25 protein-coding genes and 2 riboswitches are annotated in these 23,493 nt (G+C 70.9%); of the genes, 16 read left to right on the top strand and 9 right to left on the bottom strand.

Going from position 1 to position 23,493, the window contains the following annotated elements:
- The first annotated feature begins 18 nt into the window (after positions 1 to 18).
- The 11 genes from FHY03_RS20695 to FHY03_RS00915 all read left to right on the top strand — a co-directional run bounded on the left by FHY03_RS20695 (position 19) and on the right by FHY03_RS00915 (position 9,281).
- Positions 19 to 666, top strand: a complete 648-nt coding sequence (locus FHY03_RS20695) for a chemotaxis protein CheW (RefSeq protein ID WP_221189937.1) — start codon at positions 19 to 21, stop codon at positions 664 to 666.
- A gap of 3 nt (positions 667 to 669) precedes the next feature.
- On the top strand, positions 670 to 1,623 hold the full coding sequence (locus FHY03_RS21260) for a chemotaxis protein CheW (protein WP_311721308.1): 954 nt from the start codon (positions 670 to 672) through the stop codon (positions 1,621 to 1,623).
- Positions 1,624 to 1,628: 5 nt separating this feature from the next.
- A complete protein-coding gene (cheB, locus tag FHY03_RS00880) occupies positions 1,629 to 2,735 on the top strand; it encodes a chemotaxis-specific protein-glutamate methyltransferase CheB (protein ID WP_183928157.1) in 1,107 nt (368 codons plus the stop codon).
- 183 nt (positions 2,736 to 2,918) lie between these two features.
- Positions 2,919 to 3,338: a HEAT repeat domain-containing protein gene (locus FHY03_RS00885; RefSeq protein WP_183928159.1), complete on the top strand. Its 420-nt coding sequence runs from the start codon at positions 2,919 to 2,921 to the stop codon at positions 3,336 to 3,338.
- Entirely contained in the window at positions 3,335 to 4,231 is an 897-nt protein-coding gene (locus FHY03_RS00890) for a protein-glutamate O-methyltransferase CheR (protein ID WP_311721272.1), read from the top strand. The genes FHY03_RS00885 and FHY03_RS00890 overlap by 4 nt, the downstream gene beginning before the upstream one ends.
- The gene (locus tag FHY03_RS00895; RefSeq protein ID WP_183928161.1) at positions 4,224 to 4,616 is read left to right on the top strand and encodes a response regulator; all 393 of its coding nucleotides are present in this window, start codon (positions 4,224 to 4,226) and stop codon (positions 4,614 to 4,616) included. The genes FHY03_RS00890 and FHY03_RS00895 overlap by 8 nt, the downstream gene beginning before the upstream one ends.
- Positions 4,613 to 5,365: an Hpt domain-containing protein gene (locus FHY03_RS20705; protein ID WP_221189940.1), complete on the top strand. Its 753-nt coding sequence runs from the start codon at positions 4,613 to 4,615 to the stop codon at positions 5,363 to 5,365. The genes FHY03_RS00895 and FHY03_RS20705 overlap by 4 nt, the downstream gene beginning before the upstream one ends.
- Positions 5,366 to 5,404: 39 nt before the next feature.
- Positions 5,405 to 6,928 carry a chemotaxis protein CheA gene (locus tag FHY03_RS00900; RefSeq protein ID WP_221189941.1) on the top strand — a complete coding sequence of 508 codons (1,524 nt, stop codon included), beginning with the start codon at positions 5,405 to 5,407 and terminating at the stop codon, positions 6,926 to 6,928.
- Positions 6,928 to 7,185, top strand: a complete 258-nt coding sequence (locus tag FHY03_RS00905; protein WP_183929278.1) for a hypothetical protein — start codon at positions 6,928 to 6,930, stop codon at positions 7,183 to 7,185. The genes FHY03_RS00900 and FHY03_RS00905 overlap by 1 nt, the downstream gene beginning before the upstream one ends.
- Positions 7,186 to 7,223: 38 nt before the next feature.
- A complete protein-coding gene (locus tag FHY03_RS00910) occupies positions 7,224 to 7,580 on the top strand; it encodes a response regulator (protein WP_311721309.1) in 357 nt (118 codons plus the stop codon).
- A gap of 24 nt (positions 7,581 to 7,604) precedes the next feature.
- A complete protein-coding gene (locus tag FHY03_RS00915; protein WP_183928163.1) occupies positions 7,605 to 9,281 on the top strand; it encodes a hypothetical protein in 1,677 nt (558 codons plus the stop codon).
- A 21-nt stretch (positions 9,282 to 9,302) separates the two neighbouring features.
- Here the strand turns inward: FHY03_RS00915 and FHY03_RS00920 are convergent, their stop codons facing one another.
- Together FHY03_RS00920 and uraH are read right to left on the bottom strand one after the other, a co-directional pair.
- On the bottom strand, positions 9,303 to 10,835 hold the full coding sequence (locus tag FHY03_RS00920) for an aminoacyl--tRNA ligase-related protein (protein WP_183921187.1): 1,533 nt from the start codon (positions 10,833 to 10,835) through the stop codon (positions 9,303 to 9,305).
- 53 nt (positions 10,836 to 10,888) lie between these two features.
- Positions 10,889 to 11,296 (bottom strand): hydroxyisourate hydrolase, encoded by a 408-nt coding sequence (gene uraH / locus FHY03_RS00925; RefSeq protein ID WP_183921188.1) that lies wholly within the window; start codon positions 11,294 to 11,296, stop codon positions 10,889 to 10,891.
- 127 nt (positions 11,297 to 11,423) lie between these two features.
- Here uraH and FHY03_RS00930 point away from each other — a divergent pair, with 127 nt between their 5' ends.
- On the top strand, positions 11,424 to 12,341 hold the full coding sequence (locus FHY03_RS00930) for a DMT family transporter (protein WP_183921189.1): 918 nt from the start codon (positions 11,424 to 11,426) through the stop codon (positions 12,339 to 12,341).
- A 31-nt stretch (positions 12,342 to 12,372) separates the two neighbouring features.
- Here the strand turns inward: FHY03_RS00930 and FHY03_RS00935 are convergent, their stop codons facing one another.
- From FHY03_RS00935 to gcvT, 5 genes are all read right to left on the bottom strand, one after another.
- Entirely contained in the window at positions 12,373 to 12,843 is a 471-nt protein-coding gene (locus tag FHY03_RS00935) for a hypothetical protein (protein ID WP_183921190.1), read from the bottom strand.
- 80 nt (positions 12,844 to 12,923) lie between these two features.
- Positions 12,924 to 14,498: an aminomethyl-transferring glycine dehydrogenase subunit GcvPB gene (gene gcvPB / locus FHY03_RS00940; RefSeq protein WP_183928165.1), complete on the bottom strand. Its 1,575-nt coding sequence runs from the start codon at positions 14,496 to 14,498 to the stop codon at positions 12,924 to 12,926.
- Positions 14,495 to 15,853 carry an aminomethyl-transferring glycine dehydrogenase subunit GcvPA gene (gene gcvPA, locus FHY03_RS00945; protein WP_183928167.1) on the bottom strand — a complete coding sequence of 453 codons (1,359 nt, stop codon included), beginning with the start codon at positions 15,851 to 15,853 and terminating at the stop codon, positions 14,495 to 14,497. Before gcvPA ends, gcvPB begins: the two co-directional genes overlap by 4 nt.
- 66 nt (positions 15,854 to 15,919) lie before the next feature.
- The gene (gene gcvH / locus FHY03_RS00950) at positions 15,920 to 16,291 is read right to left on the bottom strand and encodes a glycine cleavage system protein GcvH (RefSeq protein WP_183921193.1); all 372 of its coding nucleotides are present in this window, start codon (positions 16,289 to 16,291) and stop codon (positions 15,920 to 15,922) included.
- Between the two features lies 1 nt (position 16,292).
- Positions 16,293 to 17,453 (bottom strand): glycine cleavage system aminomethyltransferase GcvT, encoded by a 1,161-nt coding sequence (gene gcvT, locus FHY03_RS00955; protein ID WP_183928169.1) that lies wholly within the window; start codon positions 17,451 to 17,453, stop codon positions 16,293 to 16,295.
- A 52-nt stretch (positions 17,454 to 17,505) separates the two neighbouring features.
- A riboswitch (glycine riboswitch) is annotated at positions 17,506 to 17,617 on the bottom strand.
- Positions 17,618 to 17,720, bottom strand: a riboswitch (glycine riboswitch). It abuts the riboswitch before it with no gap.
- A gap of 143 nt (positions 17,721 to 17,863) precedes the next feature.
- Here gcvT and FHY03_RS00960 point away from each other — a divergent pair.
- On the top strand, positions 17,864 to 18,127 hold the full coding sequence (locus FHY03_RS00960) for a hypothetical protein (protein WP_183921195.1): 264 nt from the start codon (positions 17,864 to 17,866) through the stop codon (positions 18,125 to 18,127).
- Between the two features lie 158 nt (positions 18,128 to 18,285).
- On the opposite strand, the gene FHY03_RS00965 is transcribed toward FHY03_RS00960, so the two are convergent.
- Positions 18,286 to 19,488 (bottom strand): MFS transporter, encoded by a 1,203-nt coding sequence (locus FHY03_RS00965; RefSeq protein ID WP_183928172.1) that lies wholly within the window; start codon positions 19,486 to 19,488, stop codon positions 18,286 to 18,288.
- Positions 19,489 to 19,576: 88 nt separating this feature from the next.
- Positions 19,577 to 20,692 carry a PQQ-dependent sugar dehydrogenase gene (locus FHY03_RS00970; protein WP_183928174.1) on the bottom strand — a complete coding sequence of 372 codons (1,116 nt, stop codon included), beginning with the start codon at positions 20,690 to 20,692 and terminating at the stop codon, positions 19,577 to 19,579.
- A 279-nt stretch (positions 20,693 to 20,971) separates the two neighbouring features.
- Between FHY03_RS00970 and rimP the strand changes: the two genes are divergently transcribed.
- The 3 genes from rimP to FHY03_RS00985 are packed head-to-tail and all read left to right on the top strand — an operon-like array spanning position 20,972 to position 23,468.
- Positions 20,972 to 21,559 (top strand): ribosome maturation protein RimP, encoded by a 588-nt coding sequence (gene rimP, locus FHY03_RS00975; RefSeq protein WP_183921198.1) that lies wholly within the window; start codon positions 20,972 to 20,974, stop codon positions 21,557 to 21,559.
- Complete coding sequence (gene nusA, locus FHY03_RS00980) at positions 21,559 to 23,220, top strand: transcription termination factor NusA (protein WP_183921199.1); 1,662 nt, start codon at positions 21,559 to 21,561, stop codon at positions 23,218 to 23,220. The genes rimP and nusA overlap by 1 nt, the downstream gene beginning before the upstream one ends.
- A complete protein-coding gene (locus FHY03_RS00985) occupies positions 23,220 to 23,468 on the top strand; it encodes a 4-oxalocrotonate tautomerase family protein (RefSeq protein WP_183928176.1) in 249 nt (82 codons plus the stop codon). The genes nusA and FHY03_RS00985 overlap by 1 nt, the downstream gene beginning before the upstream one ends.
- Positions 23,469 to 23,493: the final 25 nt, after the last annotated feature.

Raw genomic sequence — 23,493 nt, forward strand, 5'->3', positions numbered from 1 at the left:
CCACGGAAGGACAGCTAGATGACTGATCCCAGCATGAGCGCGGCCGAACCGCCGCCCGCGGAGGACCGCGGCGGCGCCGGCACCGATCTCTGCCAGTTCGTGATCTTCCACTGTGCCGAGGAGCGGTTCGCCGCCCCGCTGGCGCAGGTCAAGGAGATCATCCGCGTCCCCGACATGGTGCGGATGCCGCTCAGCCCCGCGGCACTGCTCGGCCTCGCCAACCTGCGCGGCACGGTGATGCCCGTGCTCGACCTACGCCACCTGTCGGGACTGCCCGCGGTGCTCGCCGACGAGGCCAGCCGCGTCGTGGTGCTCGACCACGGCCACCCGGTCGGGCTCATGGTCGACCGCGTCGCCAACGTCGTCTCGGTCGAGCGCGGTCGGCTCGAGGCGGTCGACCAGCTGCGCGCCGCCGTCGACGGCGCGCTGCTCACCGGCGTGATCAAGGACGAGGCCGGCGGCGTGGTGATGGTGCTCGACGTAGCTACCGCGGTGGGCCGCACCTTCGCCGCGATCGCGGCGGGCGAGCGCGACCAGACGCTGCACGGCGACGATCATCGCGACGACGTGGCACTCGCCGCCGACGACGCCGTGGTGGACGAGGACCAACTCGTCAGCCTCGAGGTCGACGCGCAGGAATATGCCTTCCCGATCGCCGAGGTGTAGGAGATCGTCCAGCTTCCGGCCGCGATCACCCAGGTACCGGGCGTGCCCGCGCACGTGCTGGGGGTGACGACGCTGCGCGATCGGCTGCTCCCGCTGGTGTCGCTGCGCGCGATCTTCGGCCTGCCCCCCGCGACCCGCTCCGAGACCAACAAGGTGGTCGTGGTGTCGCTGCCCGGCGCTTCGGGCCGACCGATGGCGATCGGCGTGGTGATGGACAAGGTCAACGCGGTGCTCCGCGTCGATCGCGCCGCGGTCACCCCGCTACCCGCGACGCTGGCGCACGGTGCGGACCGGGAGCGCGGCGAAATTCGCTCCATCTGCCGGCTCGACCAGGGGCGCCGGCTGGTCTCGGTCCTGTCCGCCGAGGCGATGTTCGATCCCACCGAACTGGCGGCGTGGCGCGCCGAACCTAAAGGCGCCGCCGCGCAGGACGACGCGGGCGACCGCAGCGATGACACGGGAGACGTGACGATGAGCGATACGCGCGGCGAGGACTCGCAATATGTGATCTTCCGCCTTTTGGGCGAGGATTACGGCGTCCCGGTCGAAGCGGTGCGGGAGATCGTGCGCGTGCCCGAGCAGCTCACGCGCGTGCCGCGCACCCCCGATTTCATCGAGGGCGTGATCAACCTGCGCGGCACCGTGCTGCCCGTGATCGACCAGCGCCGCCGCTTCGGGCTGGCCGAGGCAGCGCGCTCGGACCGGCAGCGCATCATGGTGTTCGTGATCCAGGGGCAGCACGTCGGCTTCATCGTCGACAGCGTGTCCGAGGTAGGGCGCATCCCCGACGCGGCGATCGCGGCCGCGCCCGAGCTCGCCGGCGAGCGCGCCAAGGTGGTGCGCGGCATCGCCAACCTCACCACGCAGAACCGCATGATCCAACTGCTGGACGTCGACGGCCTGGTCGATCCGGCCGAGCAGGCGGCGCTGCCCGCGCTCGGCGCGCTGGCGGCCTGAGCACCATGACGCGGATCCTCGTCGTCGACGATTCGGCGCTGATGCGGCGCCACCTCGTCCAGCTGCTCGAGCGCGAGGGCTTCACCGTGCGCACCGCGCGCAACGGGGTGGAGGCGCTGGCGCAGGTCGAGGCGTTCGACCCGCAGGTGGTGACGCTCGACGTCAACATGCCCGAGATGGACGGCATCACTTGCCTGTCGCGCATCATGGTGGGCAGCCCGCGTCCGGTGGTCATGGTCTCGTCGATCACCGAGCGTGCCGCCGAGGCGACGCTGCAGGCGCTCAGCCTCGGCGCGGTCGACTATGTCCGCAAGCCTGACGGCACGATCTCGCTCGAGGCGGTCGCGGCCGAGCTGGTCGCCAAGGTGCGGGTCGCCGCCAAGGCGCGGGTGAAGCGTCCCGCCGGCGCTTCGGGACCGGTCGAGCGGCAGCGGCCCGCGCCGGAGCCGGCGCGTTCGGTGCCGACCCGCGCGCGCGCCGGCTCGCCCGGGCTGGTCCTGCTCGGCGTGTCGACCGGGGGCCCCGCGGTGCTGGAGACGATCCTGCCCGCGCTTTCCGCCACCCTGCCCTGGCCGGTGCTGGTCGCCCAGCACATGCCCGGCAGCTTCACCGGCGTGTTCGCGCGCCGGCTCGACGCGCTGTGCGCGCTGACGGTGGAGGAGGTGCGCGCGCCTACCCCGCTGCGCCCCGGCCATGTCTATATCGCGCGGGGGGACGCCGACATGCTCGTCACCCGCCGCGCCGCGGGGCTGATCGCGCTATCGATACCGGCGAGCGAGCAGCACGCCTGGCACCCCAGCGTCACCCGGCTGGTCGACAGTGCGGCCGAGCAGCTCGCCCCCGAGCAGCTGATCGGCGTGCAGCTCACCGGCATGGGCGACGACGGCGCCGAGGCGATGGCGCGCCAGCACCGCCGCGGGATGCGCACGATCGCGCAGGACGCCGACAGCTCGGCGGTGTTCGGCATGCCGCAGGAGCTGATCCGCCGCGCCGGCGCCACCGTGGTGCTGCCGAGCGACCGGATCGCCGCGCAAATAACCCGCTGGCTGGTCGCGGAGCGCCACGCCGCACCCTCCCCTTTCGTTGATGCAGGAGCCGCCGCATGGCGCTGATCAAAGCCCGACGCGCGGCGCCCCACGCCGCGGCCGAGGCGACCCCGCCCACTCTCGACACGCTGGTGGCGCAGCTCGGCTCGCCGGTCGCATCCGAGCGTCGCGCCGCGGTGCGCGCGCTCGACGCCCATGAGGACGGCATCCCCGCGCTGTGCGACCGCGTCGCGGCGGAAGTCGCGCCGAGTGTGTGCGAGGCGATCATCGCCGCGCTGGTACGCCGCGCCTCCGCCGCTGGTCGCGGCGCTGCTGCCGCTGCTGCGCGACGGCACGCCGGTGCAGCGCAACGCCGCGCTCGAGGCGCTGGCGGTGATGCCCGAGCACGTCGCGCCGCACGTCGCCGCGCTGCTGCGCGACCCTGATAGCGACGTCCGCATCTTCACCGCCAACCTGCTGAGCGTGCTGCCCCACCCCAAGGCGGCAGCGTGGCTGGTGGAGGCGCTGGCCGATCCGCACGCCAATGTCTGCGCCGCCGCGGTGGACGGCCTCGCGGAGATCGGGGACGCGCGCGCGCTGCCCGTGCTTGCCGCGCTGCCGGCGCGCTTCCCCGACGATAGCTTCCTCGCCTTCGCGGTGCAGCTCGCATCACAGCGGATCGGCCAGTGAGCGTGACCGCCCCCTTGATCGATCCGCGCCTGCCGGTCGCGCGCGCGGACGACGCGCGCGAACCGATCTCGCCCCAGGACTACGCCAAATTCTGCGACTTCTTCTATCGCAAGACCGGGATCATGTTCGGCGCCAACAAGGCCTATTTCGCCGAGCGCCGGCTGCAGGACCGGATCGCGGCGACCGGTCACGCCGGCTTCCGCGACTATTTCACGATGCTGCGCTTCGAGATCGGCGGCACAGAGATGCAGCAGCTGGTCAACGCCATGACCATCAATGAGACCTATTTCTATCGCGAGGACTATCAATTCGACGCGCTGGTGCGGCACGTGCTGCCCGGCATCGCCGCCGAGCGCGCGCCGGGCACGCCGATCCGCATCTGGTCGCTGCCCTGCTCGACGGGGGAGGAACCCTATTCGATCGCGATGCAGATCCTCGAACACTGGTCGCAGGCCGACCGGTACGATATCGAGATCCTCGCCTCGGAGATCGACAGCCGCGCGCTCGCCGACGCGCGCGCCGGCGTGTACGGCGAGCGCGCGCTCCACCGCCTGCCGCCGGCGCTGAAGCAGCGCTATTTCACGCCGTACGGCGATGGCTACCGCATCTGCGACGCGCTGCGCGGCTCGATCGACTTCACCCAGGTCAATGTGGCGGATGCCGCGACGATGCGGCGCTATCGCGACATCGACGTGATCTTCTGCCGCAACATGCTGATCTACTTCGACGAGGTCTCGCGACGTCAGGCCGTGGAGACGCTCTACGACAGCCTCCGCCCGGGCGGCGTGATCTGTCTCGGCCATTCCGAGAGCATGAGCCGCATGTCGTCGCTGTTCGCCCCGTGCCGGTTCGGCACCACGATCCTCTACCAGAGACCCGTTGACCATGACTGAGCCGCACTCTCACGGCAAACGCATCCTCGTCGTGGACGACGGGATGACGACCCGCCTCTATTATCGCTCGGTCTTCGAGGCCGCCGGCTTCGTCGTCGAGGAAGCGGCCAACGGGCTTGAGGGGCTGGAGCGCGCGCTGGTCGAGCCGTTCGACCTGCTCGTCGTCGACGTCAACATGCCCAAGATGGACGGCTACACGCTGATCGAGCGGCTGCGCGGCGACGCCGCCGGGCAGGCAGTGCCCATCGTCACGATCAGCACCGAGGCGGGCACGAGCGACGCGGAGCGCGCGCTCGAGGCCGGGGCCAATCTGTATTTGATCAAACCCGCCGCGCCCGCAGCGCTGCGTCATTACGCCGCGCTGATGACGGGGGTGGCGGCGTGAGCGACCTGCTACTGACCCGCTTCGTCGAGGAGGCGCGCGAGCTGCTCCAGGCGGCCGCGGCCGGGCTGCTCGTGCTCGAGCGCGCGCCCGACGACGACGCCGCGATCAACGAGGTGTTTCGCGCGGTCCACACGCTCAAGGGCTCGTCCGGGCTGTTCGACGCCGCCGCGCTGACGCGGCTGGTCCATGCCGGCGAGGACCTGCTCGCCGCGGTGCGTGCCGGCGAATTCGCGTTGACCTCGCAGGTGCTGGACGAGCTGCTCGACAGTTTCGATCAGGTCAGCGTCTTCATCGACCAGCTCGCGCGCCACGGTCGGCTCGCGGCCGACGCTGAGCGCACCGCCGCGCACCATGCCGGCCTCCTGCGCGCGCATCTGGGCACGGCGTCAGGCGGCACGACGCCACCCACACCCGACGCGGCACTGACGGTGGCGCCGACCGACTGGCTCGCCGACTTCGATGCCGCCGCGCTCGCCGCCGCGACTGCGCGACACGCCGCGGGCGAGGCGATCCTCGTGCTGCGCTACGAGCCCGACGCCGCCTGCTTCTATACCGAGCGCGACCCGGTGGCGGCGATCCAGCAGCTGCCCGAGCTGATCGGCCTCGCGATCGCGCCGCGACAGCCGTGGCAGCCCGGCCCCGACTTCGACCCCTATGACTGCAACCTGCGCCTGACCGTGCTGACCGCGGCGACGCGTGAGGCTGCGGAGGAGGCGATGGCCTATGAACTCGACCAGTGCGCGCTGTGACTGCTACCCGGCGCCGATGCGGTCGACCCGGTCTCGCCCGTGCCGACCGCCGCGCACGGCGCGGGGGACGCCGCGACCGATAGCTCGCCGGTGCGCGTCCTGGTGTCGACTCAGCTGCGGCTGCTCGCGCAGTCCGGCTATGATCCGGCGCGGCTGAGCTCGGTCGCGGCGGTGATCGGCAACGCGCTGCGCAGCCTCGGCCATCATCTGCTCGCCGATTTGTGGCAGGCGGTTCTGGCCGAGGCGCATGCCGCGCAGGACGTCGCGCCGCTGCTCGGCTTTCTCGCCACGCTCGACCCGCTCGCCGACGCCGAGCCCGCGGCCGCCGCGGCGCCGCCGCGCGTGCCCGAGCCGCCGCGCCCCGCCGCCATGGCGGAGGCGCCCGCCCCGGCGCGCACGCTGCGGGTCGACCAGAGCAAGATCGACACGCTGATGACGCTCATCGGTGAGCTGGTCGTCTCCAAGAACGCGCTGCCGTTCCTCGCCAAGCGCGCCGAGGAGATCCACGGCTCGCGCGAGATGGCGCGCGAGATCAAGGAGCAATATGCGATCATCGATCGGCTGACGCAGGAGCTGCAGGGCGCGATCATGCAGGTGCGCATGCTACCGGTGGCCGAGATCTTCGACCGCTTCCCGCGGCTGGTGCGCGACCTCGGGCGGCGGCTCGACAAGCAGGTCGAGCTGGTCGTCGAGGGGCAGGACACCGCCGCCGACAAGACGATCATCGAGGCGCTCGGCGATCCGCTGCTCCACGTCGTGCGCAACTCGCTCGATCACGGCATCGAGCTGCCCGAGACGCGCGTCGCCGCGGGCAAGGCGGCCGCGGCGACGCTGCGGCTGCGCGCCTTCCAGGACACCGATAGCGTGATCGTCGAGGTCAGCGACGACGGCTGCGGCATCGATCCCACCGCTATCCGCGATGCCGCGGTGAGCAAGGCGCTCGTCACGCGCGAGGCGGCGGACCGGCTGACCGACCAGGAAGCCGTCAACCTGATCTACCGCCCCGGCTTCTCCACCGCGGCCGAGGTCTCGGATCTGTCGGGGCGCGGCGTCGGCATGGACGTGGTGCTCAGCACCGTGCACAAGCTGGGCGGACGCGTCTCGGTCCAGTCGCAGCTCGGCCAAGGCACCACCACGCGGCTGACGCTGCCACTCAGCATGGCGGTGACCCGCGTGATGGTCGTCGACATCGCGGGCAGCCTTTACGGCATCCCGATGGACCTTGTCGTCCAGACCGTGCGGTTGCGGCAGGAGGCGATCCGGCGCGTCGGTCGCGACGAGGTGTTCGTGCTGCGCGACGCGATCGTGCCGCTGGTGCGGATGGCGCAGCGGCTCGGCGCGGGCGAGGCGGCGCGCGCGCCGGGCGAGCGCGGCGAGGCGGTGCTGGTGTGCCGCGTCGCGGGCGAGACGATCGGCCTCGTCATCGACGATTTCCGCGAGGGCATGGACGTCATCCTCACGCCGATGGACGGACTGCTCGCTGCGGTGCCTGGCTATTGCGGCACCACCCTGCTCGGTGACGGGCGCGTCCTGCTCATCCTCGACCTCAAGGAGCTGCTGTGATGCCGATCCGCTACACGCGCGCCCGCGTGCATTTCGAACAGCGCTGCACGGTCGAGGTGGCGCTGGAGCTGGTCGCCTTCCTCGCCAGGACACCCAGGGCCAGCGTGTCGCTGGTGCACTGCACCGGCATGCACAGCGCGCTGGTCCAGGTGCTGCTCGCGTTCCGCCCACCGCTGCACGGCACGCCGTCGCCCGCGCTGGCGCCGCTGCTGCCCTTCCTCACCGCCGCGCCCGCGCCGGCATCCACCGACCACTGACGGAGTCACACGGAGCTACCATCTCTGATCCGATCCTGATCGTCGACGATTCCCCCTCGATGCTGATGAGCGTCGAGATCATGCTCGGCGAGACCAGCCTCACGGTGCACAAGGCCGAGAGCGGCGAGCAGGCGCTCGAGCTGCTCAGCGGCGGACTCAAGCCGGCGATGATCCTGACCGATCTGAACATGGGATCGCTGAGCGGGATCGACCTGGTCCGCGTCGCGCGCCAGCTGCCCGGCCTGAGCTTCACGCCCATCGTCCTGCTCACCACCGAATCGGCGCAGGACATGCGCAACGTCGCCAAGGCAGCGGGTGCGACCGGCTGGCTCACCAAGCCGGTCGAGGCCGATGCATTGCTCAAGATCGTCCGGAAGCTGGTGCCCTCGGCCTGAGCCCGCGCCGGGAGGAGTGACGCGATGCCGCACATGGTAGCGCTGGACACCGGACAGCAGGCCGAAACGACGGTGCCCGCCGCCGTGCTGGCGGCGCTGGCGGCCGAGCTCGACCGCCATTTCGTCGAGGCCGGCCGTACGCTCGCGAGCGCGGTCGGCGCGGTGCAGCGCGTGATCGGCGCGCTCGATGGCGTGACCCACGCGATCGATGCCGCCGCGGCGACCGAGTCGGTCGCCGATCTGCGCGCGGTCGCGCAGCGGCTCACCACCCTGCCCGCGGCGCAGGCCGAGCGCGACGCCGAGCTGGGCGCGATCGCGATCCAGCTCGACGTGATCCGCGCGCGCGTGCTGGAGATGCGCGACACGCTGCGGCTGCTCGAGCTCTACGGCCCCAACATCAAGATCGCGGCCTCGGGCGAGGCGGTGTTCGTCGATTTCGTGGACGGCATGTTGCACCGCTTGCAGCAGGGCGAGCAGCATATCGCGCACATCCTCGCCGAGCTGAGCACGCTCGCCGCCGGGATCACGCGCGGCAGCGCCGCCTCCACGCGGCTGCGCGCCGAGGGCGCGAAGGTGGTGCCCGAGGTGCCCGACCGGCTCGAGCATGACGCCGCGGCGCTGGACCGCTACCGCGAGACGCTGCGCCACGGCGCGGCCGAGCTCGCCGCGGCGGCGCGCACCGTGGCGAGGCGGGTCGGCTCGGCGCTCAACGCGCTCCAGGTCGGCGACAGCACGCGGCAGCGGATCGAGCATGTCGTGGCGACCCTGGCCTATGCCGACGCCGCCGAGCGCGACGGCGACACCGCCGTGGGCGCCCATCTGCGCGCGCTCGCCGCGGCACAGACCCACGCGCTGGCGGCCGACTTCGCCACCGGCGCGGCGCAGCTGGTCGAGGCGCTGCGCGCGATCGGCGACGAGACCGAGCGACTGCTCACGCTGATCGCGGCGATGGCCGAGGGCGACGGCGGCGACCCCTTGGGCGAGCTCGATCGCGACGTCGCGGCGGTGAGCGCCCTGACCGAGCAGCTGCACGACGCCGATCGCGACACCGACGCGCTGGTGCGGCTGACCACCGATTCGCTCGATGGCCTGGCACAGCGCTGCGACGGCTTGCGCCTGATCCGCCGCGACGTCGGCGACATGGCGGTGAACACCCGGCTACTGTGTCGTCGCTTCGGCGTGATGGGGCGTGCGGTGGCGGTGGTAGCGGTCGAGGTGGGGACCTGCGCGACACAGCTGGACCGCGCCACCGCCGCGATCACCGCCGCGATGGCGGCGCTGTCCGCGAGCGGCGCGACGATCGCGGCGTCGCATCGCTCGCGCGGTGGCGCCACCGGCCACCGGCTGGCGCTCGCCGCCGAGGTGATCCGCGACGGCCATGTGACCAGCGAACGCGGCATTCGCGACGGCGAAGGCGAGGCGCGCGCGCTCATCGCCGAGCTGCAGGCTGCCAATGCGGTGCTGGAGCGTCCGCTCGCGCTCGCCAGCGAGGTCGCCGCGATCGGCGAGCAGCTTGGCGCGCAGGGTGTCCGTGTCGCCGACACGCTGCCCGGTGTGGGCGACGCGGCGCTGCGCGCGCTGCTCGACCAGGTCGCCGCGACTTACACCATGACGGCCGAGCGCGACGTCCATGCCGGGTTCCTGCTGCCCGGCATGGCGCTGCTCACCGCGGAGTCGGAGGAAGAGGACGGGCTGTTCTAAACGGCGCCGGTGCCGCCGCGCTCAATAGGCGCGGCCGACCAGCACGCGTTCCACTGCCGGCGCGTCGGTGAAGACGCAGGTGCCGTCCGCCGGCGCCTGATCGCTCGGGGCGTTGCGCAGCGTCAGCTTGAGCGCCTTGAGCTTCTCCACCACCGCGTCGAGCGCGGCGCCGGTCGGACGTGCCCATTGCACCTCGAGCCAGCCCGGGTTGCGCGCCTCGGGCGCGAAATGCGCCGCCACCGCGGCCCAGTCGGCCGCCGCGGTGATCCCCGCGCGCAGCCGCGCCGCGGCCTCGTCGTACAGCGCCTGCTGGATCGCCTCGAGCAGCGCGGGCGCCTCGGCGACGAGCGCGTCGCGCGGCATCGCCACGCTGTCGAGCTTGCCGTCGGCACGGTACAGCCGGTCGCGGCGGATCAGCGAGACATTGCCCGCCGCCATGTCGCGCCCGCCCACCTCGATCACCAGCGGCGCGCCCTTCTTCACCCAGCCCCAGCGCTTGGTGGTCGACTTCACCGGCTTGAGATCGAGCAGCGCGCGCAGCGGCTCGCCCAGCGCGCTCTGCCGCGCCAGCGCCTGCTGCAGCTCGCGGCAATAGGTGACCAGCGCCTCGTCCTCGGGCGTGTCGCGCAGCATCGGCACGATCACCACCTGCCACGGCGCGACCCGCGGCGGCACGCGCATCCCGTCGTCGTCGCCGTGGACCATGATCAGCGCGCCGATGGTGCGCGTCGACACGCCCCAGCTGGTGGTGTTGGCGAGTTCGAGCTCGCCCGCGTTGTTCTGAAAGCGGATGTTCTGGGCGCTGGCGAAATTGGTGCCGAGGAAGTGCGAGGTGCCCGCCTGGAGCGCCTTGCCGTCCTGCATCATCGCCTCGATCGAGTAGGTCGCCACCGCGCCGGGGAAGCGCTCATTCTCGGGCTTCTCGCCCGCGACCACCGGCAGCGCGAGGTCGCTCTCGGCGAAGTCGCGGTACACCTCGAGCATCCGCAGCGTCTCCTCGCGCGCCTCCTCTGCCGAGGCGTGGGCGGTATGCCCCTCCTGCCACAGGAACTCGGCGGTGCGCAGGAACATGCGCGTGCGCATCTCCCAGCGGACGACATTGGCCCATTGGTTGATTAGCACCGGCAGGTCGCGCCACGACTGCACCCAGCGCGCGAAGGCGTGGCCGATCACCGTTTCCGAGGTGGGGCGGACCACCAACGGTTCCTCCAGCTTGGCCTCGGGATCGGGCACCAGCCCGCCCTTGCCGTCGGCGATCAGGCGATGGTGGGTGACCACCGCCATCTCCTTGGCGAAGCCCTCGACGTGCGCGGCCTCCTGCTCGAAATAGGAGAGCGGGATGAAGACGGGGAAATAGCAATTCTCGTGCCCGGTCGCCTTGATGCGATCGTCGAGCAGGCGCTGGATGCGCTCCCAGATGCCGTAGCCCCATGGCCGGATCACCATGCAGCCGCGCACGCCCGATTCCTCCGCCATATCGGCCTCGGCGATGACGGACTGGTACCAGGCGGCGAAGTCGGCCTCGCGCGTGACGGGGAGAGCATGCTTGATCATCGCGCGCCCGTACACGCGAAGCCGGGCGCGCGTAAACCGCCGCGTCGCGGGGCTCAGCTGCCGCGATAGGTCGAGTAGCCATAGGGACTCACGGCGACCGGCACGTGATAGTGCGCGGCGGCGTCCGTCACGCTGAAGGTGAGCGTGATCTCGGGGAAGAACGGCTTGGCCGCTTCGTCGGGGTAGCGCGCCATGTCGAACGTGAGTCGGTAGATGCCGACCCCGATCGTCGCGGGATCGCCGATCCGCCGCACGCGCCCGTCCGCGTCGGTGTTCGCCTCGCCGACGCGCTCCCAGCGACCGGCCGCCGACCGGCGTTCGAGGCTCACCGGCACGCCCCTCCCTCCTGTCCCGCGCGCCAGATCGAGCACATGAGTCGACACCTCGGCGGCGCGCGCCGGCGCCGCCGCGAGCGTGAGCGGCACCGTGACGATCACGGCGAAGGATCCGATATGACGCATCGAGAGCATAGGGGTTCTGCCTGACGTGGAGCAACATACCGGTAGCTCGCGAGGCATCGCTTCGTTCCGAGGTCGTTCCGTCGGCGAGGCGTCGCACTTACGTCACCAACGCGCACCGAAAGCCGCTATGGCGCCGCGCGTGGCATCCGATCGCATCCTGCTCGCCGTCGCGCTGCGGCTCACCTCGGTGGCGCTGTTCGCGCTAATGAACACCTGCATCAAGCTGGCTGAGGCGGGCGGCGCGCATCTCGCCGAGATCCTCTTCTGGCGTCAGTGCGGCGCGGCGCTGCTCGTCACCGCGGTGGTGGGCGTCGGGCCCGGGTTCGCGACGCTGCCGACGCAACGGTTCGGGGCGCATCTCGCGCGCGCGACCGTGGGGCTCATCTCGATGGCCTTCACCTTCTACACGCTGACGGTGCTGCCGCTCGCCGAGGCGACGACGATCGGCTTCTCGATGCCGATCTTCGCGACCGTGCTCGGCGCACTCGTGCTGAAGGAGCCGACCGGATGGCGCCGCTGGGCGGCGGTCGCGGTCGGCTTCGCTGGCGTCGTCATCGTGGCGCAGCCCGGCGGCCATGAGATCCCGCTTTACGGCGCGCTGAGCGGGCTGCTCGCGGCGGTGCTGACCGCGGTGGTGACGATCCTGCTGCGCACGATCGGGCGCACCGAGAGACCGCTCACCACCGTCTTCTGGTTCTCGACGCTCTCGCTGGTGCCGCTCGGGATCGCCTACGCGATCTGGGCGCAACCGCACACAACGTGGCTATGGGTTGTGCTGCTGTCGTGCGGCCTGTTCGGCGGCGCAGCGCAGGTGGCGATGACGAGTTCGCTCACCTTGGGGCCAGTCTCCGCGGTCGTGCCGATGGATTATACGTCCCTGCTATGGGCGACGTTGCTCGGTTGGCTGGTGTTCGACCACCTCCCCGACCGAGCGACCTGGGTCGGCGCGCCGGTGATCGTCGCGGCGGGGCTGTATATCGTGTGGCGCGAGCATGTCCGCCGCCGTGAGGAGACGCGGCAGGCGACGGCGCAGGGGATTGGCTGAGCGACGACGTCGGTTCGGCCGAGAAGCGGCGTCACCCGCGCCGGAGACGCGCCGGTCCGGATCGATCCGGAGAGATGATCAGGCGCCATGTGACGGCCGCGATCGCGACGGCGACCGCGCCCGGCACGCACAGGAACATCCCTTGGCTTGCCGGCGAGAGCACGAACATCGCCGGCCCGGCCAGCGTCAGACCGACGAAGGCGCCGCAGCAGAGGTAATCGCGTCTGCGCTTGCGCGCGCCTTCCACCAGCAGAAGCGCCAGTAAGAAGCAGATGATGAGCGCTATCGGGTCCCACGCGCCCGACGCGGCGGCCCATATCCCACGCCAAGGCGCGACGGTGTTCGCGGAGGTCAGCGGCTCTCCGCGCGCCATGGCCGCGAGATCGCGTCGGAGCAGATCGAGTGTCTTGGAGGGTTCTGCCGCGGTCACCCAGGACAGACAGCCCAGCAGATAGGCAAGCCCTTGCGCCGCCAGCTCCCGCCAATCGATCGAGATCCTCATCCTTCATTGTAGCAACGACGTGGCGCAGCATGCGCCAACGTCGCCGCCAAAGACCGCGGGTACGCTCGCCGGTCTGCCTGCTACTCCGCCGCCTGCGCCTCCGCCAACTTCGGCTTCCACACCAGCACCGGCTTGCGCGCCGCCAGCGTCTCGTCGAGCCGCGCGCGCGGGGCGAAATGCGGCGCGGTCTTGAGCGACTCGTCGCCCGCCTTGGCGCGCTCCGCCACCGAGCGCAGCGCGCCGATGAACTGGTCGAGCGCCGCCTTGCTCTCGGTCTCGGTCGGCTCCACCAGCATGGCGCCGTGGACGACCAGCGGGAAGTACATGGTCATCGGGTGATAGCCTTCGTCGATCAGCGCCTTGGCGATGTCGATCGTGGAGAAACCCGGCGCCATCCCGCGATCCGAGAAGATCGCCTCGTGCATGCACGGACCCGAGCCGGCGAACGGCGCGTCGAGCGTGTCCTCCAGCCGGCGCAGCACGTAATTGGCGTTGAGCACCGCGTCCTCGGCGACCTGGCGCAGCCCGTCCGCGCCGTGGCTGAGGATGTAGGTCAGCGCGCGCGTGAACATGCCCATCTGGCCGTGGAAGGCGACCATGCGGCCGAAGCTGTCGGCGTGATGCTCATCCGCATTCTCCTCCTCGACGAGGCGGAACTGGTCGCCGTCGCGCTCGACGAACGGCAGCGGCGCGAACGGCGTCAGCGCCTCGGAAAACACCACCGGCCCCGAGCCCGGCCCGCCGCCGCCGTGCGGGGTGGAGAAGGTCTTGTGCAGGTTGATGTGCATCGCGTCAACGCCGAGGTCGCCCGGGCGCACCCGCCCGACGATCGCGTTGAAATTTGCCCCGTCGCAATAGACGTAACCGCCCGCGGCATGGACCGCGTCCGAGATCGCCTTGAGGTCGCGCTCGAACAGGCCGCAGGTGTTGGGGTTGGTGATCATCACCCCGGCCACGTCCGGGCCGAGCCGCGCCGTGAGCGCCGCGGTGTCGACGCGCCCCTCGGCGGTGGCGGGAATGTCCTCCACGCTGAAGCCGGCGAAGGCCGCGGTCGCGGGGTTGGTGCCGTGCGCCGACTCGGGCACCAGGATGACCTTGCGGTGCCCCTCGCCGCGCTTCTTCAGCGCCGCCTTGATCGCAAGGATGCCGCACAGCTCGCCGTGCGCGCCCGCCTTGGGACTCATCGCCACCGAGTGCATGCCGGTGAGCGTGACGAGCCAGTGGGCGAGCTGGTGGATCACCTCCAGCGCGCCTTGCACCGTGTCGATCGGCTGGAGCGGGTGGACGTCGGCGAAGCCCGGCAGCCGCGCCATCTTCTCGTTGAGCCGCGGATTGTGCTTCATCGTGCACGAACCAAGCGGGAAGAGGCCGAGATCGATCGCGTAATTCTGCCGGCTCAGCCGCGTATAGTGGCGCACCGTCTCGGGCTCTGACAGGCCCGGCAGCCCGATCGGGTTCTTGCGCGTCAGGCCACCCAGCCGCGAGCCCGCCACGTCACCCGCGGCGAAATCGACGCCCGTCGTCTGGTCGTCGCCGATCTCGAAGATCAGCGGCTCCTCCAGCATCAGCGCCTTGTTGCCGGTGAAGGTCGCACCCGCCGCGTCGCCGCGGCCCGCGGGCGCGGTCGGCTTCCAGCCGCTCTGGTTGATCGTCATGCCAGCACCTCCGTCAGCGCCGTCGCCAGCGCCTCGATATCCTCGTCGGTCACCGTCTCGGTCACCGCCACCACCAGACCGTTCTCCAACGCCGCCTCGCCCGGGTAGAGCCGCCCGAGCGACACGCCCGCGAGCACGCCGCGCTCTGCCAGCGTGCGCACCACCGGCCGCGCTTCCTGCCCGAGGTCGAGCGTGAACTCGTTGAAGAAGGCGTCGTTGATCACGCGCACGCCGGGCACGCGCGCGAGCCGGTCGGCGGCGCGGCACGCGGTCGCGTGGTTGATCCCGGCGAGCCGGCGCAGCCCCGCCTCGCCCAGCAGGGTCATGTGGATCGAGAAGGCCAGCGCACACAGGCCCGAGTTGGTGCAGATGTTGCTGGTCGCCTTCTCGCGGCGGATATGTTGCTCGCGCGTCGAGAGCGTCAGCACGAAGCCGCGGCGCCCGTCGGCGTCGACGGTCTCGCCGCACAGTCGGCCGGGCATCTGGCGGACATATCTGTCCTTGCAACCGAACAGCCCGACGTATGGGCCGCCGAACTGGAGCCCAACGCCGAGCGACTGCCCCTCGCCGACGACGATGTCCGCGCCCATCTCGCCCGGCGCGCGCAGCGCCCCCAGCGCGACCGGCTCGGTCACCACCGCGATCAGCAGCGCCTTGTTCGCCTGGCAGGCCTCGGCGAGCGGCGTCAGGTCCGCGACGCGACCGAGGATATCGGGATATTGCACGACGACGCACGAGGTGTCCGCGTCGATCGCAGCGATCAGCTGGTCGACGTCGGTCTCCGCGGTCAGCGCGGGCGCGCCGGTCTCGAGCAGGTCGCCGGTGTAGCGCGCCATGGTCTTGGCGACCGACACGTAATGCGGGTGCAGCCCGGACGAGAGCAGCGCCTTGCCGCGCCGCGTGATCCGCCGCGCCATGCCGATCGCCTCCCAGCAGGCGGTCGAGCCGTCGTACATGCTGGCGTTGGCCACGTCGGTCCCGAGCAGGCGCGCGACCTGCGTCTGGAACTCGAACAGCATCTGCAGCGTGCCCTGCGCGATCTCGGGCTGATAGGGCGTGTAGGCGGTGAGGAACTCGCCGCGCTGGATCAGATGATCGACCGAGGCCGGCACGTGGTGGCGATAGGCGCCGGCGCCGAGGAAGAAGGGCACCTCGCCCGCGACGGTGTTCCTGCGCGCCAGCGCGGTCATGTGGCGCTCGACCGCCAGCTCGCTGGCGTGGAGCGGCAGGTCGCGCACGGGGCCGTCGAGCCGCGCGGACTCGGGCACGTCGACGAACAGGTCGTCGATCGAGGAGGCGCCGATCACCGCGAGCATGTCGCCGCGGTCGGACGGAGTGAGAGGAAGGTAGCGCATGGTCTGGTCTCTCCCGCCTCCCCTCGGGGAGGGGTTCCGCCCCTCCCGCGCGGGAGGGGCGTCACATCACAATTTGGCGACGAAGGCGGCGTAGGCGGTCTCGTCCATCAGCGCCTCGAGCTCGCTCGGATCGCTGAGCGTCAGCTTGAAGAACCAGCCCTCGCCCTCGGGATCCGAATTGACCAGCGACGGCTCGTCGGCGAGCGCGGGATTGCCCTCGGTCACCGTGCCCGACACGGGCGCATAGACGTCCGACGCGGCCTTGACGCTCTCGACCACCGCCGCCTCGTCGCCCTTGCTCAGGCTACGACCCGAGTCCGGCGCCTCGACGAAGACGATGTCGCCGAGCTGGCCCTGCGCATAGTCGCTGATGCCGACCGTGCCGGTCTGGCCCTCGACCTCGATCCACTCGTGATCCTCGGTGAAATATCGGCTCATCTCACTTCACTCCTCGGAAGTAACGGTGGGGAACGAACGGCATCCCGGTGACGGTCGCGCGGTGCGGCTTGCCGCGCTGCGACAGCGTCACGCTGGTGCCGGGCGCGGCGAGCGCCGCGGGAACATAGGCCATGGCGATCGGCGCCCCGACGGTCGGCGCGAAGCCGCCGCTGGTGACGCGGCCGACGGTAGCGCCGCCATCGTCGACCACGGTCGCACCCTCGCGCACCGGCTGGCGCCCCTCGACGAGCAGCCCGACGCGGCGCAGCGCCGGTCCCGCCTTACGCTCGGCGAGCACGCGCGCGGCGCCGGGGAAGTCGGCGGCCTCGCGGCGGCGCTTGGCCAGCGCGAAGCCGAGGTCAGCCATCACCGGCGTGGTGGTGGGATCGAGGTCGTGGCCGTACAGCGGCAGCCCCGCCTCGAGCCGCAGCGAGTCGCGGGCGCCGAGGCCGATCGGCTTGATCTCGGGCTGCGCCACCAGCGCGTCGGCAAGCGCCACCGCCGCCTCGGCGGGAACCGAGATCTCGACGCCGTCCTCGCCGGTATAGCCCGAGCGGCTGATCCACAGCTCGTGACCCTGCCAGTCGAACGCGCCCGCCTGCATGAACACCATGGCGTCGACGCCGGGGATCAGCCGCGCCACCGCGGCGACCGCCTCCGGCCCCTGCACCGCGAGCAGCGCATGCTCCTCCATCAGGTTGAGTGTGATCTCGTCGGGCAGACGCTCGATCATGTGCGCGACGTCGTCGTATTTGGTCGCGCCGTTGACGACCATGTAGACGCGGTCCTCGGCCTGCGGCGTCAGCATCAGGTCGTCGAGCACGCCGCCCTGGTCGTCGAGCAGCAGCGAGTAGCGCGCCTTGTTGAGCGGCGCGTCGCTGATCGCCGCGGGCATCAGCGCCTCGAGCGCGGCGGCGACGTTCGACCCCGTGATGCCGAGCTGGCCCATGTGGCTGACGTCGAACAGCCCGGCATGCTCGCGCGTCCACAGATGCTCGGCCATGATGCCCTCATACTGGACGGGCATGTGGTAGCCGGCGAACTCGACCATGCGCGCGCCGCGCTGGCGGTGCCAGGAGTCGAGCGGGAGGGCGAGGATCTCGATCGGCTCGAGCTCGTCGTCGATCGGGAGGTCGGTCGATGGGGGAACGGAGTCGCTCATCATCATGTCCGTGCGTGCGAGGGCGAATCGCGCCGGTCACCCGGCGTGATCCGTTTCCCCCTCTGTCACGGGACCTGAGAGCTTTCCCCGCGCACGCGCGGGTTACCCCTTCGGTGGGAGGCGCCTGCCCGAGACATGCGCCGCCGCTTTCCAGAGCGTCGATGAAGGCCGGCGCGGTCCCTGCTGCCTGAGAGATTCCGGGGTGGTTGCTCCTTCGGCGGCGGCTACCGGCCTGCAAGGCCCGCCGCACTCTCCCGCGCCTGCCCATGCCGGTCGCCCGGCATCGACGTGTCGCCGCTCTACGGCAAGCGCGGCCCGAGTCAATCGCGTTCGCGGCGCGCGACGGCCGCCGCGCGTCGGAGCCGCGCCCGTGCTAAGACGTTTGCACCACAGGAGAAGGAGCAACTCGCATGGACACCGCCACCTCACCCGCCGTCGACCGCATCGCGCGCGTCCTCGCCGGTCAGCATCTCAGCGCCAACGGACACGGCCAGTCGGAGTCGGCCTCTGCGCAGGTCGAGGCGACATGGAAGGACTATCGCGACGACGCGATCGCGGTGCTCCACACGCTGCGCGCGCCGAGCCCGGCGATGGCGGCGGCGGGCGATGTCGCGGTGTGGGAGCGGATGGTGCTCGCCGCGATCGCGGAGGCGAAACCGGGTATCGTGATGTGAGAACGGCGTCAGACGCGACCGCGGGCGATCTGATCGCCACCTGACCGCGCTGGGCTGAGACGCCGGCCCATCAACAGGCGCTCACTGACGCCAAGCCGTCGTTCCCGGTGCTTAGTGGCCAGGTGCGACGGGGGGAGGTGATCCGTCGCTGCTCGCCGTCAAGCGCGGGCCAGTGTTCTTCTGGCGGACGATCGCTCCACCGCCGCCGACACGCCCAGCACCGCCAGCCCACACACCGCCAGCGCCGCCCCGACATAGCCCGTCGAGGTCCAGCCATAGCCCGCCGCGATCACCATCCCGCCGAGCCACGGCCCCAGCGCGTTGGCGGTGTTGAACGCCGAGTGATTGAGCGCCGCCGCCAGCGCCTGCGCGTCGCCCGCCACGTCCATCAGCCGGGTCTGGAGCACACTGCCGAGCGCGCCGCTCACGCCGATCGCGAACATCGCCAGCAGCACCGACCAGAGATGCGGCGCCGCCAGCGGCCACAGCAGCAGCGCGACAAGCGCCCACACCAGCACCGCCGCCGCGGTGGGCAGCAGCGCGCGATCGGCGAAGCGCGGCACGACAATGTTGCCCAGCGTCATGCCCACGCCGAAGCTCATCAGCGCGAACGGTACCAGCCGCGGCCCGACCTGCGTCACCGCCGCCATCGTGTCGGCAAGATAGGTATAGACCGCGAACATGCCGCCAAAGCCGATCGCGCCGATGCCGAGCGTGAGCCAGACCTGCGCACGGCGCAACGCACCGAGTTCGCGCAGCGGGCTGGCGGCGGGGTCGCCGCGGTCGCGGGGCGCAAAGGCAGCGACCAGCGTTGCGGTCAACGCCGCGAGCGCCGTCACCACCACGAAGCACGACCGCCAGCCGAGCACCTGTCCCATAAAGTTGGCGAGCGGCACGCCCACGATCGTCGCCACGGTCAGCCCGAGCATCACGCGCGCCACCGCCTGGGTGCGCTTGCGCTGCTCCACCAGCGAAGCGGCGACCAGCATCGCGATGCCGAAATAGGCGCCGTGCGGCAGCCCCGCCACGAAGCGCGCCAGCATCATCGTCGCGTAGCTCGGCGCCAACGCCGAAAGCAGGTTGCCTACCGCGAACAGCGTCATGAGCGCGATCAGCAGCGTGCGGCGCGCCATCCGCGCGCCGAGCACCGCCAGCGTCGGCGCGCCGACCACCACGCCCAGCGCATAAGCGCTGATGACATGGCCCGCGGTGGGCGCGTCAACGTGCAGGCTCCGCGCCATGTCGGGCAGCAGGCTCATCGTCGCGAACTCGGTGGTGCCGATCGCGAAGCCGCCGACCGCGAGCGACAGATGGATCAGCCCGACGGGCGCGTGGCGCACGTCGGCGACGACGGTCGCCATGTTATTTCCCCGGTTGCGATGCTGTACCGGCCCAGCTGGCGATTGTGCAGTGCAGCGTCAAGGGTTCAGCGCGCCGGCACGACGACGCTCACGCCGGTGGCGTCAGCTTCAGCAAGCGTCCCTGCCCCTTCTCGCCGCCGTCCTCGAGCACCCAGATCGCCCCGTCCGGCCCCTGCTCCACCTCGCGGATGCGCGCGCCCATGTCCCACTGGTCGCCCTTGCCCGCTGAGGTGCCGTCGAGGTGAACGCGCAGCAGCGACTTGGACGAGAGCCCCCCGATGAAGGCGTCGCCGCGCCACTGCGGGAACAAGCCGCCCGAGTAGATCATCAGCCCGCCGGGCGAGATCGACGGGTTCCACCACACCTTGGGCGCCTCATAACCGTCGCCGGCGCGATGATCGGGGATGTCGCGGCCGTCATAGTGCGTGCCGTTGGAGGCGTTCGGCCACCCGTAGTTGCGTCCCGGCAGGATCAGGTTGACCTCGTCGCCGCCCTTGGGGCCCATCTCCTGCTCCCATAGGCGACCCGCGCGATCGAACGCGAGGCCGAGCAGGTTGCGGTGGCCGTAGCTCCACACCTCGGGGAGGAAGCCCTGCGCCGCGAGCGGGTTGCCGGGCGCAGGCCGGCCGTCCGGGGTGAGCCGCAGCACCTTGCCGAGCGCCGCCTGCTTGTCCTGCGCAGGCGTGAACTTCTGCCGCTCGCCCGCGGTGAAGAACAGATGCTGGCCGTCGGGGGAGAAAGCGATCCGGCCCGAGAAATGGCCGTCACCGTCCACCAGCGGGGTGGCGCGGTAGAGCGTCTCGACACCGGACAGCTGCTCCGCCCCCGCCGCCCCCGCGAGCGTGCCGCGCGCGAGCACCACGCCCTTGCCGCTTTGTCCGGCCGCCGAGTAACTCAGATAGACGCGGTGGCTGCGCGCGAAATCGGGGGCGAGCACCACGTCCATCAGCCCCCCCTGCCCCGCCGCGCTGACCGGCAGCGTCGCGACCGTACGCCGCGTCGCGCCGTCGGCGGCGACCAGCAGCAGCTGTCCAGCCCTCTCGGTGACCAGCATGCGGCCGTCCGGCAGGAAGGTCATCGCCCAAGGCGAGTCGAAGTCGGCCACCGGCGTGATCGTGAAGGGCGGCGTCGTCTGGGCGAGGGTCGGCGCGGCATAGGCCAGCAGCGCGGCGGCGAGTGTCGTGGCGATGCGACGGCTGATCATGGCGTATCTCCCCTGCGCCGGAGGACAGCGTCGCCCGGCCTTGGCCCTGCCTAGCCGGACGCGCGCGTGCGCTGAAAGCCTCGAGCGACATGGCCACATTTAGTTACACGATCGCCGCGGCCGCTGTCGGCGCGCGCGATTTTGTCCGTACACCACCCTGCCGCTTGCGACCGCGGGGGGAGGCCGCTATATCCGCGTTGCTTTCTCTTACATCGCGAGGTGCAAGGGGCTGCGGGGCTCGCTCCGCGGCGGCAACCAACGCATGTCCGGCAGGTGCACTTGAGCGACAACGACTCCCTCTACCGACTGATCGAACCCGAGGCGCAGGCGCTCGGTTTCGCGCTGGTGCGCGTGCGGCTGTTCGGCAAAGGGGACGAGCGCACGCTCCAGGTGATGGCCGAGCGCCCCGACACGCGCCAGCTCACCATCGACGACTGCGCCGAGCTGTCGCGCCGGCTGTCCGACATGCTCGACCAGCTTGAGGCTGAGGGACGCGACCCGATCGAGGGCGCCTACCGGCTCGAGGTGTCGTCGCCCGGCATCGACCGGCCGCTGACGCGTCGGCAGGATTTCACCGACTGGGCCGGCCATGAGGCGCGCATCGTGCTCACCGAACCGGTCGACGGGCAGAAACAGTTCAAGGGCGATCTGGAAGGGATCGACGCCGACGGCCAGATCGCGATCCGCCACTCGCGCACGCACGAGCTGGCGCGCGTACCCTTCGCGCTGATCGCCGACGCCAAGCTGGTGCTCACCGACCGGCTGATCGCCGCGACCGTGCCGCTCTCGATGGAGGGCGCCGACGAAGAGATAGAGGACATGTCCGCGGACGCGGACGCCGATACCGAAGAAGAGGAATCGAACTGATGGCCACCGGGGTCACCGCCAACCGTGCCGAGCTGATCGCGATCGCCAACTCGGTCGCGTCGGAGAAGATGATCGACAAGGCGATCGTCATCGAGGCGATGGAGGACGCGATCCAGCGCGCCGCGCGCACCCGCTACGGCCAGGAGATGGACATCCGCGCCAAGCTCGATCCCAACAACGGCGACCTGCGGCTGTGGCGCGTCGTCGAGGTGGTCGAGCTGGTCGACGACATCTACAAGCAGGTCGACGTCACCGGCGCGCAGAAGCTCCAGCCGGGCGCGAGCGTCGGGGACTATCTGGTCGACCCGCTGCCCCCGATCGAGTTCGGCCGCATCCAGGCGCAGGCCGCCAAGCAGACGATCTTCCAGAAGGTGCGCGACGCCGAGCGCGAGCGCCAGTATGAGGAGTTCAAGGACCGCGCCGGCGAGATCATCACCGGCGTCGTCAAGCGCGTCGAGTTCGGCCATATCGTCGTGGACCTCGGCCGCGCCGAGGGCGTGATCCGCCGCGACGCGCAGATCCCGCGCGAGGTGGTGCGCGTCAACGACCGCATCCGCTCGCTGATCCTGAAGGTGGTGCGCGAGAACCGCGGGCCGCAGATCTTCCTCAGCCGCGCCCACCCCGACTTCATGAAGAAGCTGTTCGCGCAGGAAGTGCCCGAGATCTACGACGGCATCATCGAGATCAAGGCGGCCGCGCGCGATCCCGGCAGCCGCGCCAAGATCGGTGTGATCTCGCACGATTCCAGCATCGACCCGGTCGGCGCCTGCGTCGGCATGAAGGGCAGCCGCGTCCAGGCGGTGGTGCAGGAGATGCAGGGCGAGAAGATCGACATCATCCCCTGGTCGCCCGACACCGCCACCTTCGTCGTCAACGCACTCCAGCCCGCCAACGTCGCGCGCGTGGTGATCGACGAGGAAGAGGATCGCATCGAGGTGGTCGTCCCCGACGACCAGCTGAGCCTCGCGATCGGCCGCCGCGGCCAGAACGTCCGCCTCGCCTCGCAGCTCACCGCCAAGGCGATCGACATCCTCACCGAGACCGATGCCAGCGAGAAGCGCCAGCAGGAGTTCGTGAAGAATTCCGAGCTGTTCCAGAACGAGCTCGACGTCGACGAGACGCTGGCGCAGCTGCTGGTGGCCGAGGGCTTCGGCGCGCTGGAAGAGGTCGCCTATGTCGAGCTCGACGAGCTCGCCGGGATCGAGGGCTTCGACGAGGATCTCGCGCAGGAGCTGCAGAGCCGCGCGCAGGAGGCACTCGACCGCCGCGAGCAGGCCGCGCGCGAGGAGCGCCAGGCCTTGGGCGTCGAGGACGCGCTGGCCGAGCTGCCGTATCTGACCGAGGCGATGCTGGTCACGCTCGGCAAGGCGGGAATCAAGACGCTCGACGATCTGGCGGACCTCGCCACCGACGAGCTGGTCGAGAAGAAGCGCGCCGAGCCGCGCCGCCGCAACGACGACGCGCCGCGCCGCGACTCGCGCAACGACGGTCGCGGCAACGGCGGCGTGCTCGGCGAGTACGGGCTGAGCGACGAGCAGGGCAATGAGATCATCATGGCCGCGCGCGCGCATTGGTTCGAGGACGAGGACGGCGCGGCGGGCGAGAGCGCCGACGCCGAGAGCGCCGGCGACGCGGGCGCCGAGCAGGAGACGCAGGCCTGATGCCGTTCGTCTCGATCCGATTGGCGGGCAGCGCGACGCGCGAGCAGAAGGCGGGGATCGTGGCCGATGTCACCTCCTCGCTGGTGACGCGGCTGGGTAAGAACCCGGCCGCGGTGCAGGTCGTGATCGAGGAAATATCAACCGAGAATTACGGCGCGGGCGGGCAATTGCTCGCCGACCGCGACGCGGGCGCGGCGGGTGCGGCGTCTTCCAGCCAGGGAGACGCGCATGCGGCACCCGGGCAATGAGACTCTAGGCGGTCTCGCGCAGTCG

It is taken from the genome of Sphingomonas sp. BK345, from assembly GCF_014193845.1.
Taxonomy (GTDB): Bacteria; Pseudomonadota; Alphaproteobacteria; order Sphingomonadales; family Sphingomonadaceae; genus Sphingomonas.

Excerpts from the sequence above, each read along its gene's own strand:
- FHY03_RS20695 (WP_221189937.1), top strand. The coding sequence starts at position 19 with ATGACTGATCCCAGCATGAGCGCGGCCGAACCGCCGCCCGCGGAGGAC.
- cheB (WP_183928157.1), top strand. The coding sequence starts at position 1,629 with ATGACGCGGATCCTCGTCGTCGACGATTCGGCGCTGATGCGGCGCCAC.
- FHY03_RS00895 (WP_183928161.1), top strand. The coding sequence starts at position 4,224 with ATGACTGAGCCGCACTCTCACGGCAAACGCATCCTCGTCGTGGACGAC.
- FHY03_RS00905 (WP_183929278.1), top strand. The coding sequence starts at position 6,928 with ATGCCGATCCGCTACACGCGCGCCCGCGTGCATTTCGAACAGCGCTGC.
- FHY03_RS00915 (WP_183928163.1), top strand. The coding sequence starts at position 7,605 with ATGCCGCACATGGTAGCGCTGGACACCGGACAGCAGGCCGAAACGACG.
- FHY03_RS00920 (WP_183921187.1), bottom strand. The coding sequence starts at position 10,835 with ATGATCAAGCATGCTCTCCCCGTCACGCGCGAGGCCGACTTCGCCGCC.
- uraH (WP_183921188.1), bottom strand. The coding sequence starts at position 11,296 with ATGCGTCATATCGGATCCTTCGCCGTGATCGTCACGGTGCCGCTCACG.
- FHY03_RS00930 (WP_183921189.1), top strand. The coding sequence starts at position 11,424 with ATGGCGCCGCGCGTGGCATCCGATCGCATCCTGCTCGCCGTCGCGCTG.
- FHY03_RS00935 (WP_183921190.1), bottom strand. The coding sequence starts at position 12,843 with ATGAGGATCTCGATCGATTGGCGGGAGCTGGCGGCGCAAGGGCTTGCC.
- gcvPB (WP_183928165.1), bottom strand. The coding sequence starts at position 14,498 with ATGACGATCAACCAGAGCGGCTGGAAGCCGACCGCGCCCGCGGGCCGC.
- gcvPA (WP_183928167.1), bottom strand. The coding sequence starts at position 15,853 with ATGCGCTACCTTCCTCTCACTCCGTCCGACCGCGGCGACATGCTCGCG.
- gcvH (WP_183921193.1), bottom strand. The coding sequence starts at position 16,291 with ATGAGCCGATATTTCACCGAGGATCACGAGTGGATCGAGGTCGAGGGC.
- gcvT (WP_183928169.1), bottom strand. The coding sequence starts at position 17,453 with ATGAGCGACTCCGTTCCCCCATCGACCGACCTCCCGATCGACGACGAG.
- FHY03_RS00960 (WP_183921195.1), top strand. The coding sequence starts at position 17,864 with ATGGACACCGCCACCTCACCCGCCGTCGACCGCATCGCGCGCGTCCTC.
- FHY03_RS00965 (WP_183928172.1), bottom strand. The coding sequence starts at position 19,488 with ATGGCGACCGTCGTCGCCGACGTGCGCCACGCGCCCGTCGGGCTGATC.
- FHY03_RS00970 (WP_183928174.1), bottom strand. The coding sequence starts at position 20,692 with ATGATCAGCCGTCGCATCGCCACGACACTCGCCGCCGCGCTGCTGGCC.
- nusA (WP_183921199.1), top strand. The coding sequence starts at position 21,559 with ATGGCCACCGGGGTCACCGCCAACCGTGCCGAGCTGATCGCGATCGCC.
- FHY03_RS00985 (WP_183928176.1), top strand. The coding sequence starts at position 23,220 with ATGCCGTTCGTCTCGATCCGATTGGCGGGCAGCGCGACGCGCGAGCAG.